General features: G+C 36.0%; 23 protein-coding genes. 3 read left to right on the plus strand and 20 right to left on the minus strand.

Annotated features, from left to right (window positions below):
* Positions 1-73: 73 nt before the first annotated feature.
* The 14 genes from ftsA to mraZ form a co-directional block, all read right to left on the minus strand.
* Positions 74-1,459, minus strand: a complete 1,386-nt coding sequence (ftsA, locus tag SFA27_RS00395; RefSeq protein WP_047377990.1) for a cell division protein FtsA — start codon at positions 1,457-1,459, stop codon at positions 74-76.
* 87 nt (positions 1,460-1,546) lie between these two features.
* Complete coding sequence (locus SFA27_RS00400; RefSeq protein ID WP_407295390.1) at positions 1,547-2,512, minus strand: cell division protein FtsQ/DivIB; 966 nt, start codon at positions 2,510-2,512, stop codon at positions 1,547-1,549.
* A 65-nt stretch (positions 2,513-2,577) separates the two neighbouring features.
* Complete coding sequence (gene murC / locus SFA27_RS00405) at positions 2,578-3,936, minus strand: UDP-N-acetylmuramate--L-alanine ligase (RefSeq protein WP_407295393.1); 1,359 nt, start codon at positions 3,934-3,936, stop codon at positions 2,578-2,580.
* An 81-nt stretch (positions 3,937-4,017) separates the two neighbouring features.
* Positions 4,018-5,115 (minus strand): undecaprenyldiphospho-muramoylpentapeptide beta-N-acetylglucosaminyltransferase, encoded by a 1,098-nt coding sequence (gene murG / locus SFA27_RS00410; protein WP_255813171.1) that lies wholly within the window; start codon positions 5,113-5,115, stop codon positions 4,018-4,020.
* Between the two features lies 1 nt (position 5,116).
* Positions 5,117-6,370: an FtsW/RodA/SpoVE family cell cycle protein gene (locus SFA27_RS00415; protein WP_264519365.1), complete on the minus strand. Its 1,254-nt coding sequence runs from the start codon at positions 6,368-6,370 to the stop codon at positions 5,117-5,119.
* 69 nt (positions 6,371-6,439) lie between these two features.
* Positions 6,440-7,765, minus strand: a complete 1,326-nt coding sequence (gene murD / locus SFA27_RS00420) for a UDP-N-acetylmuramoyl-L-alanine--D-glutamate ligase (protein WP_407295396.1) — start codon at positions 7,763-7,765, stop codon at positions 6,440-6,442.
* Between the two features lie 91 nt (positions 7,766-7,856).
* A complete protein-coding gene (gene mraY, locus SFA27_RS00425; RefSeq protein WP_047377995.1) occupies positions 7,857-9,098 on the minus strand; it encodes a phospho-N-acetylmuramoyl-pentapeptide-transferase in 1,242 nt (413 codons plus the stop codon).
* Positions 9,099-9,142: 44 nt separating this feature from the next.
* Complete coding sequence (locus tag SFA27_RS00430) at positions 9,143-9,382, minus strand: four helix bundle protein (RefSeq protein ID WP_407298192.1); 240 nt, start codon at positions 9,380-9,382, stop codon at positions 9,143-9,145.
* Complete coding sequence (locus SFA27_RS00435) at positions 9,378-9,518, minus strand: hypothetical protein (RefSeq protein WP_407295400.1); 141 nt, start codon at positions 9,516-9,518, stop codon at positions 9,378-9,380. The genes SFA27_RS00430 and SFA27_RS00435 overlap by 5 nt, the downstream gene beginning before the upstream one ends.
* Positions 9,519-9,559: 41 nt before the next feature.
* Entirely contained in the window at positions 9,560-11,020 is a 1,461-nt protein-coding gene (locus tag SFA27_RS00440) for a UDP-N-acetylmuramoyl-L-alanyl-D-glutamate--2,6-diaminopimelate ligase (protein WP_047377997.1), read from the minus strand.
* A gap of 58 nt (positions 11,021-11,078) precedes the next feature.
* Positions 11,079-13,070 carry a penicillin-binding transpeptidase domain-containing protein gene (locus tag SFA27_RS00445; RefSeq protein WP_407295403.1) on the minus strand — a complete coding sequence of 664 codons (1,992 nt, stop codon included), beginning with the start codon at positions 13,068-13,070 and terminating at the stop codon, positions 11,079-11,081.
* Positions 13,054-13,419, minus strand: coding sequence for an FtsL-like putative cell division protein (locus SFA27_RS00450; protein ID WP_047377999.1), 366 nt, complete (start codon positions 13,417-13,419; stop codon positions 13,054-13,056). Before SFA27_RS00450 ends, SFA27_RS00445 begins: the two co-directional genes overlap by 17 nt.
* A gap of 99 nt (positions 13,420-13,518) precedes the next feature.
* Positions 13,519-14,412, minus strand: a complete 894-nt coding sequence (gene rsmH, locus SFA27_RS00455) for a 16S rRNA (cytosine(1402)-N(4))-methyltransferase RsmH (RefSeq protein ID WP_047378000.1) — start codon at positions 14,410-14,412, stop codon at positions 13,519-13,521.
* Positions 14,413-14,459: 47 nt separating this feature from the next.
* Positions 14,460-14,918 (minus strand): division/cell wall cluster transcriptional repressor MraZ, encoded by a 459-nt coding sequence (gene mraZ / locus SFA27_RS00460; RefSeq protein ID WP_047378001.1) that lies wholly within the window; start codon positions 14,916-14,918, stop codon positions 14,460-14,462.
* Between the two features lie 272 nt (positions 14,919-15,190).
* Between mraZ and SFA27_RS00465 the strand changes: the two genes are divergently transcribed.
* The 3 genes from SFA27_RS00465 to SFA27_RS00475 all read left to right on the plus strand — a co-directional run bounded on the left by SFA27_RS00465 (position 15,191) and on the right by SFA27_RS00475 (position 17,087).
* Positions 15,191-15,952, plus strand: coding sequence for an alpha/beta fold hydrolase (locus SFA27_RS00465; RefSeq protein WP_047378002.1), 762 nt, complete (start codon positions 15,191-15,193; stop codon positions 15,950-15,952).
* Positions 15,953-16,021: 69 nt separating this feature from the next.
* Entirely contained in the window at positions 16,022-16,645 is a 624-nt protein-coding gene (gene yihA / locus SFA27_RS00470; RefSeq protein WP_047378044.1) for a ribosome biogenesis GTP-binding protein YihA/YsxC, read from the plus strand.
* Entirely contained in the window at positions 16,638-17,087 is a 450-nt protein-coding gene (locus tag SFA27_RS00475; protein ID WP_264519362.1) for a GNAT family N-acetyltransferase, read from the plus strand. The genes yihA and SFA27_RS00475 overlap by 8 nt, the downstream gene beginning before the upstream one ends.
* Positions 17,088-17,148: 61 nt before the next feature.
* Here the strand turns inward: SFA27_RS00475 and SFA27_RS00480 are convergent, their stop codons facing one another.
* Genes SFA27_RS00480 through SFA27_RS00505 form a run of 6 tightly spaced genes read right to left on the minus strand, consistent with a single transcriptional unit; the run spans position 17,149 to position 22,058 of the window.
* Complete coding sequence (locus tag SFA27_RS00480) at positions 17,149-18,045, minus strand: hypothetical protein (RefSeq protein ID WP_407295408.1); 897 nt, start codon at positions 18,043-18,045, stop codon at positions 17,149-17,151.
* 9 nt (positions 18,046-18,054) lie between these two features.
* Entirely contained in the window at positions 18,055-19,395 is a 1,341-nt protein-coding gene (locus SFA27_RS00485; protein WP_047378005.1) for a beta-carotene 15,15'-monooxygenase, read from the minus strand.
* Between the two features lie 6 nt (positions 19,396-19,401).
* The gene (locus SFA27_RS00490; RefSeq protein ID WP_047378006.1) at positions 19,402-19,809 is read right to left on the minus strand and encodes a hypothetical protein; all 408 of its coding nucleotides are present in this window, start codon (positions 19,807-19,809) and stop codon (positions 19,402-19,404) included.
* A gap of 5 nt (positions 19,810-19,814) precedes the next feature.
* Complete coding sequence (locus SFA27_RS00495) at positions 19,815-20,216, minus strand: DUF6804 family protein (protein WP_407295410.1); 402 nt, start codon at positions 20,214-20,216, stop codon at positions 19,815-19,817.
* A gap of 9 nt (positions 20,217-20,225) precedes the next feature.
* Positions 20,226-20,753, minus strand: a complete 528-nt coding sequence (locus tag SFA27_RS00500; RefSeq protein ID WP_081995508.1) for an SH3 domain-containing protein — start codon at positions 20,751-20,753, stop codon at positions 20,226-20,228.
* 33 nt (positions 20,754-20,786) lie between these two features.
* Positions 20,787-22,058 (minus strand): hypothetical protein, encoded by a 1,272-nt coding sequence (locus SFA27_RS00505; protein ID WP_407295413.1) that lies wholly within the window; start codon positions 22,056-22,058, stop codon positions 20,787-20,789.
* Positions 22,059-22,065: the final 7 nt, after the last annotated feature.

The following is a 22,065-nucleotide window of genomic DNA, read 5'->3' on the forward strand; positions in this document are numbered from 1 at the left end:
TATAATTGATAATTGATCAATGATAATTGATAAGGAAAAGATCGTTTATCGCTTATCATTCATCATTTATAATTTACTCTACTTCTTCAAAGAATTTTTTTACTTTTTCCATAAGCGACTGTCCGAAGGTCAATTTCGCCTTTCTGTTCTCCTGTCTTTCATTTTCAAAAGACTGCTGCTCCTGAACGGGTGCTGCCTGCTGAACCGGTTGAGCGGTTTCTGTCTGCGCTGAAGCAGTTTCCAGCTTTGGCTGTTCTGTAACAACTTCTATGATTTCATCAGCATTCTGCTTTTTGTCTCTGATCTTTAAACTCTCCATCAGTAACCCGATAGACGTAGCAAATTCAGGGCCTTTCAGGTACTGATTTTTATCGTTGGCAATATATTCATTCGCAAAACCGATTCTGCTGTCAAAACCAGTGGTATAATTAGCCAGCTGACGAAGATGTTTTAAGTTTGAACCACCGCCCGTAAGAACGATTCCGGCAATAAGCTTTTTCTTTTGTTCAAAAGCACCATAAGCTTTCAGCTCTGTATTGACCATTTCCAAAACTTCTTCTACTCTCGCATTGATGATCTGTGCTAAAGTTTTTAAAGAAATTTCTTTGTCCGGTCTGCCGTGAAGCCCTGGAATGGTAACAAAAGTACTATCTTTTTCTAATTCGGGAACAGCCGAACCAAACTTTACTTTCAGTTGCTCTGCATGTTTCTCGATAATGGAACATCCTTCTTTGATATCTTCGGTAATAATTCCGCCTCCGTATGGAATCACACAGGTATGACGGATGATATTATCCTTAAAAATCGCAATATCTGTTGTACCACCACCAATGTCAACAATTGCGACACCAGCTTCTTTTTCTTCTTTTGTAAGGACTGCTTCTGAAGATGCCAATGGCTCTAAAGTAAGCGCTTCCATTTCTAATCCGGCTTCACGAACGCATCTTGCAATATTTCTGATGCTTCCCATTTGGCCTACTACAACGTGGAAATTTGCTTCTAAACGCTTTCCATGCATCCCGACGGGCTCCTGAATTTCCCCTTCGGAATCTACTTTATATTCTTGAGGAAGTACGTGGATAATTTCTTCTCCAGGAAGCATGACCAGCTTTTTCACCTGATCTTTTAATGCTTCAATGTCATCGTCTGTAATAAATTTATCAGGATGTTCACGCATAATATAATCGGAGTGCTGCAGAGAACGGATGTGTTTTCCTGCAATACCTACCGTAACTTTGCGGATAGGAACACCGGCACTGGATTGTGCTTCGGATACTGCAGCCTTGATTGAATTAATAGTTTGTGAAATATTATTCACAATACCTTTATGAACACCAAGACTTTTAGCTTTTCCTACACCGAGAACTTCTATTTTCCCGTGTGCATTCCTTCTTCCGACAATCGCGACTATCTTTGTTGTCCCGATGTCCAGACCTACTGAATACTCTTGATTTTCCATTTTTATATCGATTTGATTTTTTCTACTTTTTTCCTTTTTTTTCTCTAAGGATGATCTCCTATTTGTGTGTTAAATGCCGTGAAGGGGCTATTCTATTTTTACTTTTACTTTTGGCTTGGACAAGGCCTTGGCGGTTGATTTTTTCTCTGTTTTTTTCGTCTCTTTTGTATGTGTTTTCGTTTTTGTATTCTCTTTCGGTCTGGCCGGTGCGGGACTCGCTTTTTTTACTTCTGCTGTCTTTGGCTTAGACTCAGTCTTTTTCGTTGCAGTTGCAGGAGCCTTTGCCAGTTCTAGTTTTCCAGCTTTTAAAATACTGTCGTTTTCTTTAAAATAAGGATTTAATGTAGTAACAATCTGGTTTTGGTATTTTACAGAAACCATGCTGTACTTCTGTGGATCCTGATACACAAGATATTTTTCCACGAAGGTTTTAAATCCTCTTACTTTAAAATCAATATTATCCAGATCTCCAATCTCTACCCGGTAATTTCCTTCACTTGTCAGAAGGTTGTAGCTGTCTTTGCTTTTTGAAATTCCAATAAAATATTTCTTACTGAAATCATCTTTATCTATTTTTCCTACCAGTTCTGCCAGTTTTTCATATTCATCCGGCTGTACATTTCCGGTTACCAGCATACATGGATGGGAATATGTTCTTGAAATTGGAAATTCTACCCCTTTTTCATCCACATAAAAGTCTTTTCCATCTTTATTAAGTCTGAAAACAGGAACTCTCTGCTTGATATCTAGATTCAGTTTTCCGTTCAGATTCAGGTAGACATTTGCACTGTCAACTGCCGGAAGAGAATTGATTCTTTTTTCTAAAGAAGGAATATTAAGATCACCTACTTTTCCTGAAGGGTTTTCTTTTTTTACAATTTCCCTGATGTCTTTTTCATCTACAAAATAAACAGGAGTTTTTTCACTCATTTTTACAGAAATCTTATTGTCTGTAATCTGTTGGTGACTGAATCTTCTCAATGAGAAACTCAGTAACAATCCAAGGATGATTACAGTGACAGCAATTTTTAATATTCTGTATTTATTTTTCATACATTTTTTGTATTCATGTATTTATGTAAAATGTATTCATGAATACGTAAATACATTATTACTTTTTACAATTTATTTATCCATTCACAAATAGGATCGTACAGGGTGTCAATGTTTCCTGCGCCTACTGTAAGAAGGATATCAAAATCTTTTTCTTTTATTTTTTCAAAAGCATCAGATAATGTTGATACTTCTTTTTTATCTAATGTTACTTTGTCCAGCAGCCAGCTTGAAGTAATTCCTTCAAAGTTTTCCTGAAGTTCTCTTGCAGGGTAAATATCAAGCAGAATAAGTTCATCAGCTTTGCTTAAACTTTCTGCAAACCCATCTGCGAAATCTCTTGTTCTGCTGAAAAGGTGAGGCTGGAAGACAACTACTAGTTTTTTATCCGGATAAAATGTTCTGATTGAGCTCATTACAGCATTGATTTCTGTAGGGTGGTGGGCATAATCATCAATATAAATTTTACCGTTCTGATAAATATGTTTGGTATATCTTCTTTTAATTCCTTTAAAGTTGGCAATTGCTTTTTTCAGCGTATCAAAATCTGCGCCTAAATTATGCAGAATGGCCAGTGCTACGGTAGCATTTTCCACATTATGGATTCCCGGAATTTCCCAGACAAAATCCTTTATTGTTTCAGTAGGAGTATGGAAGTCAAAATAAATTTTATCATGATCCATTCGCAGGTTGTCTGAATAATAATCTGCAGGCTCATTGACTGCATAGGTTTGATGTCCTCTGCCAATTTCTACTCCTTTTCTTACAAAGAGCTGCTGATCGTTAGGAACCAAAGCGGCAAACTGTCTGAATCCTTCTTCAATATGGCTTTTGTCCCCATAAATATCCAGGTGGTCTGCATCTGTAGAAGTTACTACTGCCCAGTCCGGAGACAGGTTTAGGAAGCTTCTGTCATATTCATCTGCCTCTACCACAGAATAAGTAGAACCGTTGTACAGGAAGTTGGATTTAAAGTTTTCAGAAATTCCTCCCAAAAAGCATGAGAAAGATAGATCTGCTTCTTTGCATAAATGTGCTACAAGGGTAGACGTGGTAGTTTTTCCATGAGTCCCTGCAATAGCGATACAATTGGTGTTTTCCGTAATCAGTCCTAAAACTTTAGCTCTTTTTAAAACTTCAAACTGATTTTCACTGAAGTAATCTAATATTCCAAGCGTTTTGATGGCTGGTGTATAAATAACCAATGTATCTTCTTTCTGAAGAGAGGAGATCCTTTCATCAATAAGGTCTTCAAAAACAATATCAATTCCTTCATTCATCAGGTTCTGAGTCAATTTTGTATTGGTTTTGTCATAACCCAATACTTTTTTTCCGGATGCATTGAAATAGCGTGCTAAAGCACTCATTCCGATACCTCCGATACCGACGAAGTAAAAAGTCTGATATGTTTGTAAAATGTTCATTTTTTTGTTTTGTATTGCTGTATTTATGTACAATGTATTCATGAGTATTCTTGTCATTAATACATTTTACAATGATACTTTTTACAGTTTATTAAATATTTCGTCTACAATCTCTTTTGCGGCATTTGGCTTGGCAAAATATTTCAGATTGTCGGACATTTCTTTTCTTACACTTTCATTTTCGCAGATTTCTGATAATGTATCCCAGAATTTTTCCTGCATTTCAGAGTCCTTTACCATTCTTGCTGCATTTTTTTCAACCAGATTCATGGCATTTTTCGTTTGGTGGTCTTCCGCTGCAAAAGGGAAAGGAACCAAAAGCACTGGTTTTTGTGCTACAGCCAGTTCTGAAATAGCAATAGCACCGGCTCTGGAAACAATGATATCGGCTGCAGAGTAAGCCAGCTCCATATCTTTGATGAATTCAAGGATCTGAATGTTTCTGGTGTCTGTATCTTTTGTTTCTGCTAAAATATCTTTATAATCAAGCTTTCCTGTCTGCCAGATCAGCTGATAATCTTTATCTACAATTTGTTTTAAATGAGATTTCCATGCATTATTCAATGTTCTGGAGCCTAAAGAGCCGCCTACAGACAGAATCGTAAGTTTATCTTTATTCAATCCCATTTTTTCTTTTGCCTGGGCTGTATCCTGCATTCCTGAAACAATGTTCTCACGAATCGGATTCCCCAGAAATTTTATTTTCTCTGCCGGAAAACCTTCTACTTTTGGATAAGCTGTAAAAACGGCTTTGGCTTTCTTGCTTAAAATTTTATTGGTTACCCCTGCATGAGCATTCTGTTCCTGTATGAAAATCGGAATTCCCATTTTGCTTGCTTCATAAAGAGCGGGTCCGCTGGCAAATCCTCCGGTTCCTACTGCAAAATCGGGGGCGAAGTTTTTAATAATCCTTTTAGATTTTGATAAACTTTTCAGAATCTTGAAAGGCAGTCCCAGATTGGATAAGAGATTTCCTCTGTCAATTCCTGCGATGTCAATTCCCTCAATTTTATATCCTGCCTGTGGAACTTTTTCCATTTCCATTTTCCCGTTGGCACCAATGAACAAAAATTCTGCATCAGGAAATCTTTTTCTGATCTCATCAGCAATAGCGATGGCTGGGAAGATGTGTCCTCCGGTTCCTCCGCCAGATAATAATATTTTTAATTTTTTGTCCATTTTAAGCGATATCGTTTATTTCTGCTACACTTTGTTTTTTGCCCATTCCTTCTTCATCATAAATCTGAATCCTTGAGCTTATATTTAAAATAATGCCTAACTGCAAATAGGTGACCAGCATTGAGGTTCCTCCATAACTTATCAAAGGCAGTGGCTGTCCTGTTACCGGGATCAGATTTACTGCAACGGCTATGTTTACCGAAAGCTGAATAAAAATCATTACCCCGAGACTGAGCACGAGCAGCGATCCGAAAAATGCCGGCATCTTACTGGCGATCATTACAATCCTTATCATCATGATCAGGTATAAACTGATCAGAAAAGCAGCTCCAATCACGCCATATTCTTCTACGATGACCGCAAAAATAAAGTCGGAGGCAGATTGGGGAAGCATTTGTTTCAATGCGCTTTTTCCTGGTCCCATTCCGGTAATTCCGCCATGTACGATGGCTGCTTTGGCCTGCATTACCTGATAATTTTTCGCTTTTACGCTTTCATCATCTACATCTGCTGATTTTGCTTTGCTTGAGGTAAATGTTTCTACACGGCTCATCCACGTATGCACACGGTTTCCGCCAATCATATTAGTATTCAGAGCTATCAATAAGAATAGGACAATGGCTACAAATGAGGCAGAAATAAATCCTGCAATGTATTTCCAGTGAAGCTGGCCTATGACAAGAACCACTACGGAAACCATTAAAATCATCAATGCTGTAGAACCGTTATCTTTTGCTACCAGTACGAAAACAAGCAGAATAGGTCCGAAAATATACATGATATTCTCTATCGGAAGCCTTTCTCTGGTGATCTTTTTGGTTAAATATCTGCACAGATAGATGATTAGCATTAAAAAGGCAAATGATGAAGGCTGGAAGGAAATTGGTGTTCCCGGGATTTTCAGCCATCTGGAAGCACTGGCTCCGTCAATGGTCTGTCCGGTAAACATGGTAACAATCAGCAAAACAATCATAAGGCCTAGCAGAATACTGCTGAGCTTTCCGATGTATTCATATTTTATGGTTCCTACCAGTCTCATGATTGCTAATCCCAAGACTACAAAGAACATATGTTTGATAACGTGACCAGTTGTAGTCCCGTTATTAACAATGTATTCAAGATTTGAACTTGCAGAGTATACAGGGAAAATAGAGAAAATGGAGATCACAAGGATGACCATCCAAAGTACTTTATCGCCCTTTAGAAATTCAAATCTGCTTTCTGTGTTCTGTTCGTCCATAATTATTGTATTCATGTACTGATGTAAAATGTATTGATGAAACTGATGATCATTAATACGTTAATACATTAATACTTTTTACATTTACTTTAATACCTGCTCTTTAAACTGACGTCCTCTGTCTTCATAGCTTTTGAACAAGTCAAAGCTCGCACAGCACGGAGATAGTAAGATCGTATCGCCTTTTTTAGCCAGTGATTTTGAAATTCTCACCGCTTCTTCCATGCTTGAAGTATCATAAATAACTTCTTTTTTATCTTTAAAGAAATCTATGATCTTCTTGTTATCTACTCCAAGGCAAACAATTGCCTTTACTTTTCTTTTGACTAAATCTTCAATTTCGGTATAGTCATTTCCTTTATCTAATCCACCCACAATCCATACGGTTGGGGTTTTCATACTTTCCAAAGCATAGTAAGTAGCGTTCACATTGGTTGCCTTACTGTCGTTGATATATTTTACGTTATCAATTTCAGTAACAAACTCTAATCTGTGCTCTACGGCCTGGAATGTCATCAATGAATGTCTGATGCTTTCATTGTTGATTTTTAATATTTTACCGGCAATGGATGCTGCAAGACTGTTGGCTACATTATGATTTCCCAATAGAGACAATTCATCAACTTTCATTGAGAATTCGTCTTTCATTTTTACTACAATCTGATCTTCATTCACAAAACCTCCTTCAGGTAACTTCTCTTTTGTTGAGAATGGAACCATTTTAGCTTTTATTTCAAGTTTTTCAAGAAGATTTTTACTCATCTCATCATCTTTGTTGTAGATGAAGAAGTTGTCATTCTCCTGATTTTCAGTGATTCGGAATTTTGCTAAAGCATATTCTTCATAGTTGTAGTTGTACTGATCCAGGTGATCCTGAGACAGATTCAACAATAAAGAGATATAAGGTCTGAAATTCTGAATGTCATCCAGTTGGAAAGAGCTTACTTCCAGTACATAATATTCATGATTTTCATCTGCAACCTGCTTGGCAAAGCTGTATCCGATATTTCCTCCCAAACCTACATTCAATCCGTCATTTTTCAGGATATAATAGATCAGGGAAGTAGTGGTTGTTTTTCCGTTGCTTCCGGTAATGGCAATGATTTTTGCATCTGTAAATTCAGAAGCAAATTCAATTTCAGAGGAAAGTCTGATTCCTTTTTCATGAATTTTATTGATGATGTCTGCCTTTTTCGGAATTCCCGGGCTTTTTACGATCCAGTCAGCATTTAAAATCCTTTCTTCATCGTGGTTCCCTTCTTCAAATTCAATTTCATTTTCGGTAAGAAACTGCTTATAGTTATCCTTAATGGCTCCTTTATCTGAAAGAAATACTTCCAGACCTTTCTTTTTAGCCAAATAAGCAGCTCCGCATCCGCTTTCTCCACCTCCTAAAACAACTATTTTCATATAATTTTTGTATTTATGTATTGATGTATATTGTATTCATGTATCCTGGTGGTAATCATTAATACGTTAATACATTCTTACTTTTTACAATTTATCTCATTTTTAATGTGATCAGACATACAATTGCCAATATTACCCCGATGATGATCATTCTGTTCACGATTTTACTTTCGTGGAACCCTTCTTTCTGATAATGGTGGTGTAATGGTGACATTTTGAATAGTCTATTATTTTGGGCATATTCCAACCCGTATTTTCTTTTTCTGTATTTGAAAACAACTACCTGAAGCATTACAGACAGGTTTTCAATTAAGAAGATTCCGCATAATACAGGAATCAGCAATTCTTTTCTTAAAATAATGGCTAAAACGGCAATTACTCCTCCCAGCATCAAACTTCCGGTGTCTCCCATGAAAACCTGTGCAGGATAGGTATTGTACCAGAAGAATCCGATCACCGCACCTACCATTGCTACGGCAAAAATGGTGGTTTCACCCATATTGGGTAGGAACATGATATTGAGATAGTCTGCAAAGATGATGTTCCCGGAAAGGTAAGCAAAGAGAGCCAGCGATAACAGTATAATGGCACTTGTTCCTGCTGCCAGACCGTCAATTCCATCTGTAATATTGGCGCCGTTTGAAACAGCTGTTACAATGAAGATAACAATAGGAATAAAGACAATCCATGCCCACTCATGGGCATCTTTATCATTCATCCAAAACAAAATTCCACTATAATCGAACTCATTGTTTTTGGCAAAAGGGACGGTGGAAACGGTAATTTTTTCAGTCGGCATAAAGTTTTGCTCTACATTGTTTCTGTTCACCACTTTAGCATCTGCATATTTTCTTTTAACGGTGATGTCCGGGTGGAAATACATTGTGATTCCTACAATCAGTCCTAAACCAACCTGGCCTACAATTTTAAATTTGCCACTTAAACCGTCTTTGTTTTTTTTGATTTTCTTTAAATAATCATCCAGGAAACCAATGGCCCCCATCCAGAACATTGAAACCAGCAACAGAACAATATACACATTGGTAATTCTGGTAAACAGCAATACCGGAATAATGGTTGCCAAAATGATAATAAGCCCTCCCATAGTAGGAGTTCCTTCTTTTTGTTTCTGACCATCCAATCCCAGATCACGCACCAATTCTCCCATTTGTTTTGTTCTCAGATAATTGATTACTCTTTTTCCGTAGACAAGAGCAATAATCAGAGAGAATAGTACAGCCATTCCGGCACGGAAGGAAATGTATTTCAACAATCCTAATCCCGGAACGTGGATTCCATGGTTGGTTAGATATTCGTATAGATAGTATAGCATGTTTCTGTTTTTTTATTATTTAAAAATTTAATTTATTTAAAGATTTAAAGATTGGGCTTCTCAATATTCTCACTTAAATACTTAATGAATTTTGATATGTTTGAAGAAACTTCTCTTGAAAGGGTAATAATTTCTTCCGCTTTATTCTCGTCACCTAATTTTAATCTTTTACTTACAATCAGCATGCTTTTGACTTCAGCACAGCTGCCTTTTGCAATTTTTAAATATCTAATAAATTGTCTATTGTTATTATATTCTGAGCCTTCCGCAATATTATTACTAATCGAAAAACTCTCTTTTTATCTGGTTGTTAAATTCAAATTCTTTTTCAAAGCTTGGATTTTGAAGAAACTCATAAACTTTTTGAATAAGATCTAAACTTTTGATATATACCGGGAAATTTTCAAAATTCTTCGTCATCATCAAATTTTTAAATCGTTAAATGAGTTTAATCTTTCAATCTATTTAGACATTAATTTCCAGAGCTCATTAATTACTTCTTTGTCATCAAAATGATGTTTCACACCATTGATCTCCTGATAGTTTTCGTGGCCTTTTCCGGCAACTAAAACAATATCTTTAGGTTCTGCAAACTTTATGGCCATCTTTATGGCTTCTCTTCTATCCGGAATTGAAGTGTACTTGCTGAAGTTCTGAGGTTCAACACCTGCTTCAATTTCTTTAATGATCTGTGCAGGGTCTTCTGTTCTCGGATTATCTGAAGTGATGATTGCCAGTGTTGATTTTTTGGAGGCAATATTTCCCATTTCAGGTCTTTTGGAGTGGTCTCTGTCTCCTCCGCACCCAAATACAGTGATTAATCTTTCGTTTTTGGTTCTTATATCATTGATGCTGTCCAGGATATTTTCCAATGCATCCGGAGTGTGTGCATAATCTACAATAAAGAAAATTCCGCCATCGGATTTGAAGGTTTCAAATCTTCCGGAAACTCTTTTTAGTTTACTGACCGCCTGAAGAATTTCATCCTGCTCAAAGCCAAGTTCAGCAGCAATTCCGAATACAAGCAGCAAGTTGTATACATTGAATTTCCCGGTTAATGTCGTCCAGAATTCTTTTCCATTGAAATTCAACAGCATCCCGTTGAAATCTACTTCCAATAATTTTCCATGATAGTCTGCCATGGTTTTCAAAGCATAAGACTTCTTTGCAGCCTTAGTATTCTGAAGCATAACATTCCCATTTTTGTCATCAACATTGGTAATGGCAATAGCTGTATCTTCTAATTGGTCGAAGAATCTTTTTTTGGTTTTTAAATATTCTTCAAACGTTTTATGATAATCTAAATGATCATGAGTAAGGTTGGTAAAACCTGCTATTTTGAAGTGTAATCCTTCAATTCTGTTTTGGGCGATTCCGTGTGAGCTTACTTCCATGAAAGCAAATTCACATCCTTTTTCTACTGCTTCCGCTAAAATCCTGTTGATGGTAATCACATCAGGAGTGGTGTGGGTAGCAGGAATAATCTCTTCACCGATTCTGATTTCAACAGTGGAAAGCAATGCAGATTCATAGCCCAGATTTTTGAAAACATCAAAAAGAAGGGTAGAAACAGATGTTTTTCCATTAGTTCCGGTAACTCCAATCAGTTTTAATTTCTGAGAAGGGTTTCCATAGAAATTAGAAGCAAGGTGACCTAAAGCTTTAGATGAATCTTTTACCTGAACATATGTTACGTTTTCAGTCAATGTTTCAGGAAATTCTTCGCAAACGATTGCGGCGGCTCCTTTTTCAATGGCAGATGCAATGAATGAGTGACCATCCACCACTGTTCCTCTCATGGCAATGTAAAGAGAGTTTTCTGTAACCTTTCTGCTGTCGATCACCAATTCAGTCACCTCACGGTTGCTATCACCGTGAATTTGCAGTACTGGGATTCTGTTTACTAATTCTGTTATAATCATCTTTATCAATAAGGCTTTGCCCTATTTTGTTTTAAATGGTCCTTACGGAACTTTGTTCTTAATTTTGCAGAGACAAATAAATTCTCTGGTTCTTACTGATCGTTGTGCCTTCCAGAGGGAACTGTTCTTTAATTCTTCCCACTCCTTTATAGTCGACACGGTATCCTAAGTTTTCCAATTGCGGGATTACGTTTTTACCGATTAATCCCACCACATTTGGCATTTGTTTATCATTTACTGCTACTTTTACATTAGGTTCAACCATTTTGCTAAGGTTTACCTTTTTGTCTACAAGCATTTCTTTTTCGATATTCTGAGGTGTTTTCAGGAATGTTTTTCCTGCAATTTCTTTAAACACCGGTGCTGATACGGAACCTCCATAAAATCCTTTTGCCGTATTAGGTTCACTAATCATGACATAGCAAGTATATTTTGGTGCGTCTGCCGGATAGAAGCCCGCAAACGATGCACGGTACTTCATTGGGCCAGGCAGCCAGTATTCAAATCTTGCGGTTCCTGTTTTTCCTGCCATTTTCAGGTTGGGTGTAAAGATGCTTCGTCCTGTTCCTTTTTCTACTGCTTTGGTTAAAGCACTGGTCATCATTTTAATCGCTTTCTCAGAAGCCATTTTATTTACCATTACTTCAGGCTTGGCATTATACATCACCTTTCCGTCTTTCATGATTTTGTCAATGAATAAAGGCTTAAGCATTTTTCCTCCATTGGCAACTCCGTTGTAGAAGGTTGTCAACTGCAGCAGGTTGATATTGGAAGAGTATCCATAAGAAATAGAAGCCAGCGTTGCGGCATTCCATCTTTTATTTTGTGGAGTTACGATCTTTGGTTTTGTGATACCCGGAAGCTCGATATCCATTTTGTCGAATAATTTCCAACGTTTCAGGTGGTCAAGGAAAATTTGTGGCTTTTCTGCATAATACTTTGTGATTAGTTTTGAAGTTCCTACGTTACTGGACTTTGCCAATACATCACTGATATCGTAAGTTCCACCTCCGTGGCCGTCAGAGATTCTCTGTTTTGCATAGACCCAAACTCCGTTTCCTACATTTACTGTCGTATTTTCATCAATAAATCCATCATCCATTGCGGCAAGAAGCGAAATGGTTTTAAAGGTGGATCCAGGCTCAATATTATCTTTCAGCGCATAGTTGTAAGAGTCTTCGTAATCTCCTGAATCTGTTCTTCTTAAATTGACAAGAGCACGTACTTTTCCGGTTTCTACTTCCATCACGATTACGGTACCGTGTTTGGCCTCGAAATTAATCATTTGCTTCTCAAGTGCGGAGTGCGCAATATCCTGAATCCTAAGGTCTAAGGTAGTGTATACATCTTCTCCGTCTACCGGTTCCTGCACTTTCCAGAAGTCAATAGGTTTCCACTGGGAAGAGTTGATTCTTTGCTCCAGCCTTTTTCCGTCAGTTCCTGTTAAATATTTAGAGAAAGCACCTTCCAGCCCTGATCTAAGCTCTCCGTTATCCATACCGATGGTTCCGGCTCCGATTTCTGAAGTGGCTAATTCTCTTTTATAGTTTCTGTCAACGATAAATCCTCCTTTATTTTTACCTTTTTTGAAGATCGGAAACTTTCGGATTCTGTCATATTGATCGAAATCCAGTCCTTTTACCAAAGTATAGTACTGATTTTTCTTTTTCTTCTGCTCGTCAAATTTCTGTCTGAACTCTCCTCTGGATTTTCCGAACATTTTGCTTAGAGAATCCGTTAGTGCTCCTATGTTATTGGAGTACACTGTATCTTTCATCGTTTTGAAATCAAGATAGATGTCATATCGCATCACTGTGGTTGCGAGAATAGACCCGTCCGACGCAAAAAGATTACCGCGGGCAGCCTTTAAAGTGGCTTCACGATAGTTTTTATTAATGTAATCGTCTTTAATTTCCTGAACATTGGTATTCTGAAGAATAACAATTCTTGCCAAGAACATTACAAACACGCACAAAGCTACCACTGCAAAGAGGTAGCCCCATCGTAACGTTTTCTTACGTTTATTGTCGTATTCATTTTGCTTTTGCATCTGTACTGTCCAGTTTTATTAGCAATTTGTGAGGGTGGTTTTCCAGGGTCATCAATGAATCCCGGGCAACCTCTTTCCCCAGCTCTGATTCCATTTTTACTTTGATCAGCTTACTTTGGGCGTAAGCGTTTCTTGATTTGTATTCTTCTGTTTCCTCTTTTAAGGCGTTTACAATTTTAATTTTTTTATTGACGAGATGGTTGGTATAAATCATGGCCATCATCAGTATAAACAACAAGAGAAAATACTTGTAATGTATTTTGATCTCATCACGGTTCAGAAAGTTTCCTTTTATAATATCTATAAAAGTGAGTCTTTTCTGGGGGCGATTTGTTGTTCTTTTTGCCAATTTATTATATCAATTTGCTTCGCAGTGAATTTACTTCATGTCAATGGTCAATTTTATTTTGTTAAATGATTCACTATTGACGATTCACTCATTCACATTTTATACTTTTATTCCTGTTCTCATTTTGGCACTTCTTGCTCTTGAGTTTTCTTCAATTTCCTGATCATCAGGAATGATTGCTTTACTCTTTATCAATTCGAATGCCTTTTTATAATTTCCGTAGATATCTCTTGCCGGCTCTCCCTCGAACATTCCGTTTTTCAGGAATCTTTTTACCAAACGGTCTTCCAGAGAGTGGTAGGAAATAACTACCAACCTTCCTTCCGGTTTTAAAACATTGTAAGCCTGTACCAGCATTTCCTTTAATACTTCAAGCTCCTGGTTTACTTCAATTCTTATCGCCTGGAAAAGCTGAGCATAAAATTTATTAACCTTATGAGGCGGAATGTAGCTGAAAAGCTTTTTCAAATCCTCCGTGGTATCTATGCTTTTTGTTTTTCTATGGTGAACAATTTCTCTCGCCAGCTTTCTTGCTTCTCTTAATTCTCCATAGTGATAGAAAAGATCTGCAAGTTCACTTTCTTCATATTCATTGATTACTCTTTTGGCATCAAGGTTCTGCATTACGTTCATCCTCATATCTAAAGGAGCATTGCTTCTTGTAGAGAAACCTCTGTCTGCTTCATCAAACTGGTGTGAAGAAACACCCAGGTCGGCCAAAACACCATCTACCTGAGGAACTCCGTACATCAGTAATGAGTTTTCCAGGAATCTGAAATTCTGATTAACTAATGTAAATCTAGGATCATCAATTGTATTTTTAAGTGCATCCAGATCCTGGTCAAAACTGAACAATCTCCCTTTATCAGAAAGTCTGCTCAAAATTTCCCTGGAGTGGCCTCCGCCTCCAAAGGTGCAGTCCACATATATTCCGTCAGGATTCGTCACCAAATCATCAACACTCTGCTTCAACAAAACGGGGTTATGATACATGCTTAATTGTGTTTTTTATTTAATAATAATCAATTAATAACCTACAGTTATTCTTCATCGAAAGAGCCCATCACATCTTCGGCAAGGCTTGCAAAATCAGCTTCATTGGTGGCAATTACCTTTTCATAGGCGTCTTTGTCCCAAATTTCGAAGAGCTCTCCCGCGCTGGTAATCACAATATCTTTTTGAAGATTTGCAAAAATCGTCAGGTCTTTGGAGATCTGTAATCTTCCCGCATTATCCAATTCTACTGTCTTTACTCCTGCCGTAAACATTCGTATGAAATCAGCATTCTTTTTTATGAATCTGTTCAGTTTATTAATTTTGCCCATCAGTTTGTCCCATGCATTCATAGGATAGACTTCCAGGCAAGGCTGGAACACAGATCTCTTGACTACAAATGCCTTGTCTTCGAAGTTTTCCATCTGTTTAATTAAAGATGAAGGAACTTTTAAGCGGCCTTTGTCGTCAATTTTACACTCATATGTCCCAATGAAATTTTTCATTTGGGACAAATTTATATAATAATTTCCAAAATTTCCCACTTTTTCCCACTTTTTGACTCAATGTTAATAAGTTTTATTAAAGATTGAATCTTAATAATGTAAAATACTGATATGAAGACACTTGTAAAAAGTATTATTTAAGCCATAATAAAGCGTGTTTGAAAAAAAAAGTTAAAAAGGAGAATATTATATTATTTTTATCTTAAATTAGGATAATCAAAATTTTTTTGAGGTTTAATTTGTATTTTTGCAAGGCTTTATTAAGGCGTTTTATGATATTTAGTACAAAAAAAGAAAAGAAATATTCCTATGTAGAAGCGGGAGAAGGACATCCATTAGTGCTGTTGCACGGGTTAATGGGTGGTTTGAGTAATTTCGATAAGATGGTAGATTTTTTTTCGGAAAGAGGCTTCAAAGTATATGTCCCTCAGCTGCCGATCTATGATCTGCCGGTACTCAATACGAATCTTACCACTATCGCAAAATATATTATCAAGTTTATAGAAAGTCATATTTCAGGCCCGGTTACCATTATGGGAAACTCAATGGGAGGACATGTGGGACTTATCTTGACTTTAGCAAGACCTGATTTGGTAAAAAATCTTGTGCTTACAGGAAGTTCCGGATTATATGAAAGAACTTTCGGGGACAGTTTTCCAAGGAAAAATGACCGATCTTATATCAGAAAGAAAACGGAAGAAGTTTTCTATGATCCAAAGATTGCGACAGAGGATCTTGTAGATGAAGTTTTCGGGGTGGTAAATGACAGAATGAAAGGAATAAAAACAGTAATGCTGGCAAGAAGTGCTATCAAACACAATATGCTGAATGACCTTCCGAAGATTGTAACACCTACGTGTCTGATCTGGGGAAAACAGGATAATGTGACTCCTCCGGAAGTGGCAGAAGACATGCACAAGTTTATTCCTAATTCGGATTTATTCTGGATAGATCATTGCGGCCATGCAGCCATGATGGAAAAACCGGATGAATTCAATGAAATCCTGTATAACTGGATAAAAGATAAAGTTTAATAAATAACATCATAAAATGACCATTAAGAGCTTTTCTTAATGGTTTATTTTTCTAAAATACATTCAAAAATGATTATCAAGACAGCAGAGTTTGTAAAGAGCAGCGGAAAATGGCAGGAATGCCCTGAACCCAATATTCCTGAATATGCTTTTATCGGAAGATCAAACGTAGGAAAGTCATCATTGATCAACGCAATGATGAATCATAAAGACCTGGCTAAGACATCACAGACTCCAGGGAAAACCCAGCTGATCAATCATTTTTTAGTGAATGAAAACTGGTATCTTACCGATTTACCAGGCTATGGGTATGCAAAGGTTTCAAAAGTTCAGCGAAAGGATTTTGAAAAGCTGATCACGAATTATATTCTGAACAGGAGAAATCTTGTCAATCTTTTTGTATTGGTAGACATAAGACACACCCCACAGAAAATTGACCTTGAATTTATACAATGGTGTGGAGAAAGCGGAATACCTTTTTCAATTGTATTCACTAAAGCTGATAAGCTAAAGCCCAATGTTGCTGTTAAGAATGTTGAGGATTATAAAGCAGAGCTTCATAAAACCTGGGAAGATCTTCCTGAACTATACGTTACCTCAGCAGAAAAGAAAGAGGGTGGAGATAACATTCTTAATTTTATCCAAAAAACCAATGAGTTTTTAACCAATAATAATATAAGTTTCGATGAGTAATATTGTCTGGAAAATTAAAACCTTTGATGAGTTTACCGTTCCTGAATTGTATTCTGTACTGAAAGCTCGTATTGATGTTTTCGTTATTGAACAGAACTGCCCTTATCCTGATCTGGATAATTATGACCAGAAAGGAGTCCATATCTGGGCTGAAGAAAACGGACAGATACTGGCATACTGCCGTGTATTTGATAAGGGCATAAAGTATGATGAAACTTCCTTCGGCAGGGTTTTGACTACCGAACAGGCGAGAGGAAAAAGTCTGGGAAAACAGCTGATACAATATGCTATAGAAACAATAGAAAACCGTTTTCATACTTCTGAAATCAAAATATCCGCGCAGGATTATCTTTTAAGATTTTATAGTGGATTCGGATTTGTAGATACAGGGAATAAATATCTTGAAGATGATATTCCACATACGGAAATGATAAGAAAATAAATAAAAGCGAGGAAATTTAATTCTTCGCTTTTTTGATAGTTAAATATATTGGAGAGTGTTTTTATTTTTCTGAAATCGTTTTTAATATAATGGGTTCCAGATTGGAGGGGAGATCAGCAGATTTGATCTGATACTTTTTAATTTTCATTTCTTTAAACCAATTTTCCCAATATTCTTTAATGACTGCTTCTTCAAAAGGATTTCCTTTTTCAGGATTAATACCGAGAACAATTACTTCTAAATTTTTGAGATCATCATTTGCTTTTACAAATCCATAGCCATTTTTTTCAATGGTATCTTTAAAACCAGAGGTTGTTAAGTTATTGGCTTTTATAAGTTTGGTTGTTAAATAAGATGTTTTATAAGAGTTGTCCTTTTTTTCGTCAAACTTGGTGTTTTGATGATACATATAGCCATCGGTCAAAATGAACAGAATATTTCTGTGATCATCTTTTATGCAATAATCTTTTACTTTGTTTTTGAAAAATTCCCAGATATCGGATCCAACGTATTTTCCATCTTTTATAGCTGACTGATAAATATTTAAAGGCAATTCAGAGTATTTTTTGTCGACAGAATCAAAATAACTTCTGGGAATATCTTTATTGAAGGAAACTTTCAATTCTTTTGTAAGCTCATTCATTTTTGGGTCTGAAGGTTCCGGGTTAAAGAATACCTGCATCTGATCATCATATGTGATGATTCTTTTGGATTTAATATGATTTAAAAATCCTTTTTCAATGGCTTTGATATATTCTGCATCCCGCTGAAAATATTGCATTGTAGGATTTGGATTTGTGTTAGGATCAATTCTGTCGGATAAATCAATCAAAATGCTGATATTGATATTGTTTGAATCAACAATAGGACCTTTCTTTACTATGTTTGTTCCATCGTTTTTGCCTTTGCAACAAGAAACCAAAGAAATGATCATTAACAAGTAGAATATTTTTTTCATGACAGGTAATTATAAAGATGATAAATACACTAAATTTTGATTGTCGGAATTAGCCCCTACAGTTTCCAGATTAATATTGTAAGTTGCAATACAGTCATCAATCATTGTTTGTTTTTCCGTTCTTGATACGGCTATTTTTTCACCGATAAAAGTGATCCAGCCCTGAACATATTCCGAAGCATACAGTTTGTAATCTTTGGTCGGAATAATGACCCCGTCAATAATATTTTGAAGCTCTTCGATTCTTCCCCGGGTTTTGATAACAGTTTCTTTTATCGTTCCGATACTGGCAAGGATTTCTTCAATGTCTTTTTTCAAAATATTGATTTTGTCCTGAAAGAACTCAATCCTCTTCTGTCTGATTTCCTGTTCGTTTTTGATCTTATCTTTTTCACGATGTTCTTTCATTACAAAGTCGAAAACCAGTCCCCAAATAATGTACACAATGAATCCAGCGAAAATAATTCCCCAAAATTGAATTTTGGTAAAAGCAATTTTAATATCAAATGGTGGTGATTCAAAAGTTTTGTTTAATTCATATAATTTTGACTCAATTTCGTAGGCTAGAATGCAATCGAAAATAAATGTTACGATAAATAATAATCCCAGTTTGATATAATTGGCTCTCGTTTTATTCTCCCAAAACATGTGAATCAAATAACCCAGTCCGAGAAATACAAACGGAATCAAGGTTACAAAAGCCCCTTCAATAACTCCTTCGTTCCATGCCTTGCTGAAAGCCTGTGCATCCAAAACACTTTGAATAACAGTACTTCTTGCATCAAAACTTTTGAAAAAAGCTGAATAAGAAGTTGAGATATAAAATGTTCCTAAATATAAAGTGATGGGAAGCAAGAGAAAAAGTCCGATCCAGAATTTTGCAGAAGCTCCTCTTGTCGCTTTTATATTGTGCTTTTCCGGGTTTCTGGGTAGATCAAGGATTTCAGATTTCAAATTTTCAATTGTATGCTGATGATTTTCAATTTCTATATTTTTGTTTTTTAGCTGCTCTTCTTTTGTTTCCTGTGATACTGTCAGCGCCTTAATTTCAGTTTCTCTGTTTTTTTGTTCGTTGACGTAGGATTCTTTCAGATTTTTCTGTTTTTCGACCATTTCCTTTTCTTCGTTCTGAAATTTGGAATAAACGGCATCGAGGCAGATAGATAGCGTAGAATGATTTCCGTTGGTTCGCGAACTGTCTCTATATCCTGATTCATGATAAGTTCTCTTTCTGGTTTCTTCCAGAGATTCATCATCTGGGGTGTCATTATTTGAGGGAAGCGGTTCCGGTTTCGGTTCTATCGGAACGGATTTGAGTTTGAATAAATTTTTTATACTGGCGGTGTCCATGATGAGTTAGTTTTTTAATTCATATAAAATTTCACTTTTGTTCTTTCCGATTTTTACGGCTTCAATGAGATAGTCTACAATTGCCGTTACATTTTCTTCCAAAAAGCCAAACATCAGAACGTATTTTTGCATTGCAGAATATTCGTTTGGCGAAACAATTCCATCTGCCCAGATCATTACGGTGAGATCATATAAATAATCTACTTTCTCCTCAATAGTCTGTGGTACCAATGATTTTAAATTGATAGGATTTAAAAGGATTTCATCTAAATTTTTGGATGGAATTCCCCTTTCTTCTGCACATTTGTAGAGCATTTTTAATTCTAATGCACTGAAATCATCATCGCAGATAGCCATTTGATACAATCGTAAAAAATGAGCTTTGAGGTTTTCTGTTATATGATTGTTTTCCATGATGGCTATTCTTCTTTGGTTTTTTTAGGATTAATAATTCTGTCTCTTGAAACAGTTCTTTGATGAATGGGTAATGAAGGTTCTGTAGTTTCTTCGGTAATTTCCTCTTCTTTTTTTTGTTCTTTTCTTTCTATGAAATTGATCAGCAGAAATAAAATTCCTGTGATGATATCAATCGGGACCCAAATGCTTTTCCGATATAAATAAAAAGGAAAAACTGGATTGAAAAGAATGAGAATGATTAGAAATAATATACTGAAATAATGTTGTTTAAAGTTTAAAGTATTGTATAAAACTAATAAAGCTCCAATGGAAATAAGAATTCTGAGGAAAGTATAATATTCTATAGGAAGTCTGAAAATACCGAAGAAACAACATAACGCACAGAAGGTGAGAAATGGTTTCATTTTTTTTGATTATTTTATATCTTTATAATGAACATATCCTGTTGTTCTACTTGATTTTACCTGTACCTTGTACCATGAACCATCTCTTGAAAGTTCAATCAATTTGGCCCTTTTAGAGACTGTTGCTATTATTTTAGATTTTAAGGATGGTTTCTCGTAAATATTTGTTGCTTGTATTCCTGCAATGTATCTGTTGTTGGAATTAATATTGAAATTAACTTCATCAATAAATACTTTTGGTGGTTTACTGGATTTTGTTTTTGAGGATTTATAAGAATCAGAAGGTTTGTATTTTCCAGCCTTACTTTTTTTACTGGAACTACCCGATGATGAGCTTCTTCCGGAAGATCCACCTCCGCAAACCCCACAGGTTCCACCGCCACTACAGTGCCCACATCTTGAGCAGTTGGAGCAGGCCGTGCAATAGGAAGAACCTGTACATCTTCCGCCATGTCCTGCATTGTCATTGGCTTTTAAGCAAGAATTTAAGATAAGCATACTGAAGGTAAGTATGATGAACGGGATTAGTTTTTTCATATCTTGAATATTAATAGTTAATTGATTTTGTCTTCAGATGAAATTTTCATTCATAGAGATTTCTCTCATCGCCTGTATTTTCAGATGATCATTGGCATTTTTGTACTGCCGGAGAGAACTTGATAATGCAAGTGTAAATATTTCAGTTTCTTTATAATTTATACGCAGTGAATAGCTTTTATTTTGGATTATCAATTCAAGACTTCCTCCTCTTGCGTTGTGTGAAATCAATTTATAGAAAGGAATTTGGAAGCTTTTCCCTCCGGCATTGAAAACAATTCTTGAGTTGGTAAGATAGAGAGTTCCGGGATGAGTCTCCCTTATATTTTCTTTTACGGGGCGGTATCTTCCGCCGCCAATTCTGGCATTTACTCCTTTCATAACTCTGAAAGAAACACCGGTACTTGTGCGTGAATATCCTGCATGAACCAACTTGTTTTCAATAAGAGTTGCATTAACATTTAAATAGCATTGTTCATCTCTTGCTAACGTTATGGAAGGATTGTAAATAACTGGAAAAATACCATGGTCAAGATTCCATAATAACTTGGCATGCTGTAAACTTTTAATTTTTCGGTCAGAAAGAAATACTTTAATACTCTGATGGTCAATTTTCAGATTTCTTGTTACCTGTTTCAGCTCTGTTTCTTTTATTGGAGAAAGACGATTATCTGATATCTTTTCTTCAAGTATTCTGTTAAATAATGAGAAAGCAATTTTATTTTTGATCTCTTCAGCTTTATCTAATGGAAATTGAAGAAAGATAGCAATGTTTGTGATTTGTTTACTTTCTAAATCAGTCAATACACGATCTTCATAACATTTCTGAACCAGATTTTTTACCGTTTTTTCTGAGATCCTATTTTTTTCTAAGAGTACTTGCTGATCAGATAAGTTGAAATACACTTTAATCTCGTTCAGTTTAAGGATTTTGCTTTGGGTGAGATTAAAATCTGAAATAGCAGTACAAAGGGTATTATAATAAATTTTTCTCCCAAGCCTTAATTTTTGCTTTTCAGTTAATGCTTTTTTGTGGTTTAATACATTTTGTTGATAGACGGGTAAAATAGTATGAAGATCAGAATAGTCTATGGTTTGTAAGATTTTATGAGTTCCATCAAGATTGATCATTCTTATTTTATTAATAATAAAATTACCTGTTGGCGGGATTAAAAATATACCCAATATCAGCATTACAATTGATGCCTCAAAACTCTGTTCTATAAATTGACCCAACGAAATAAGAAGAAATGAAAAACCCAAAATCCACCGTAAAGCTTTCAGAATAATTATAAAAGTTTTCATGGCTATT

The organism is Chryseobacterium sp. HR92 (assembly GCF_045689405.1).
GTDB lineage: Bacteria > Bacteroidota > Bacteroidia > Flavobacteriales > Weeksellaceae > Chryseobacterium > Chryseobacterium viscerum_A.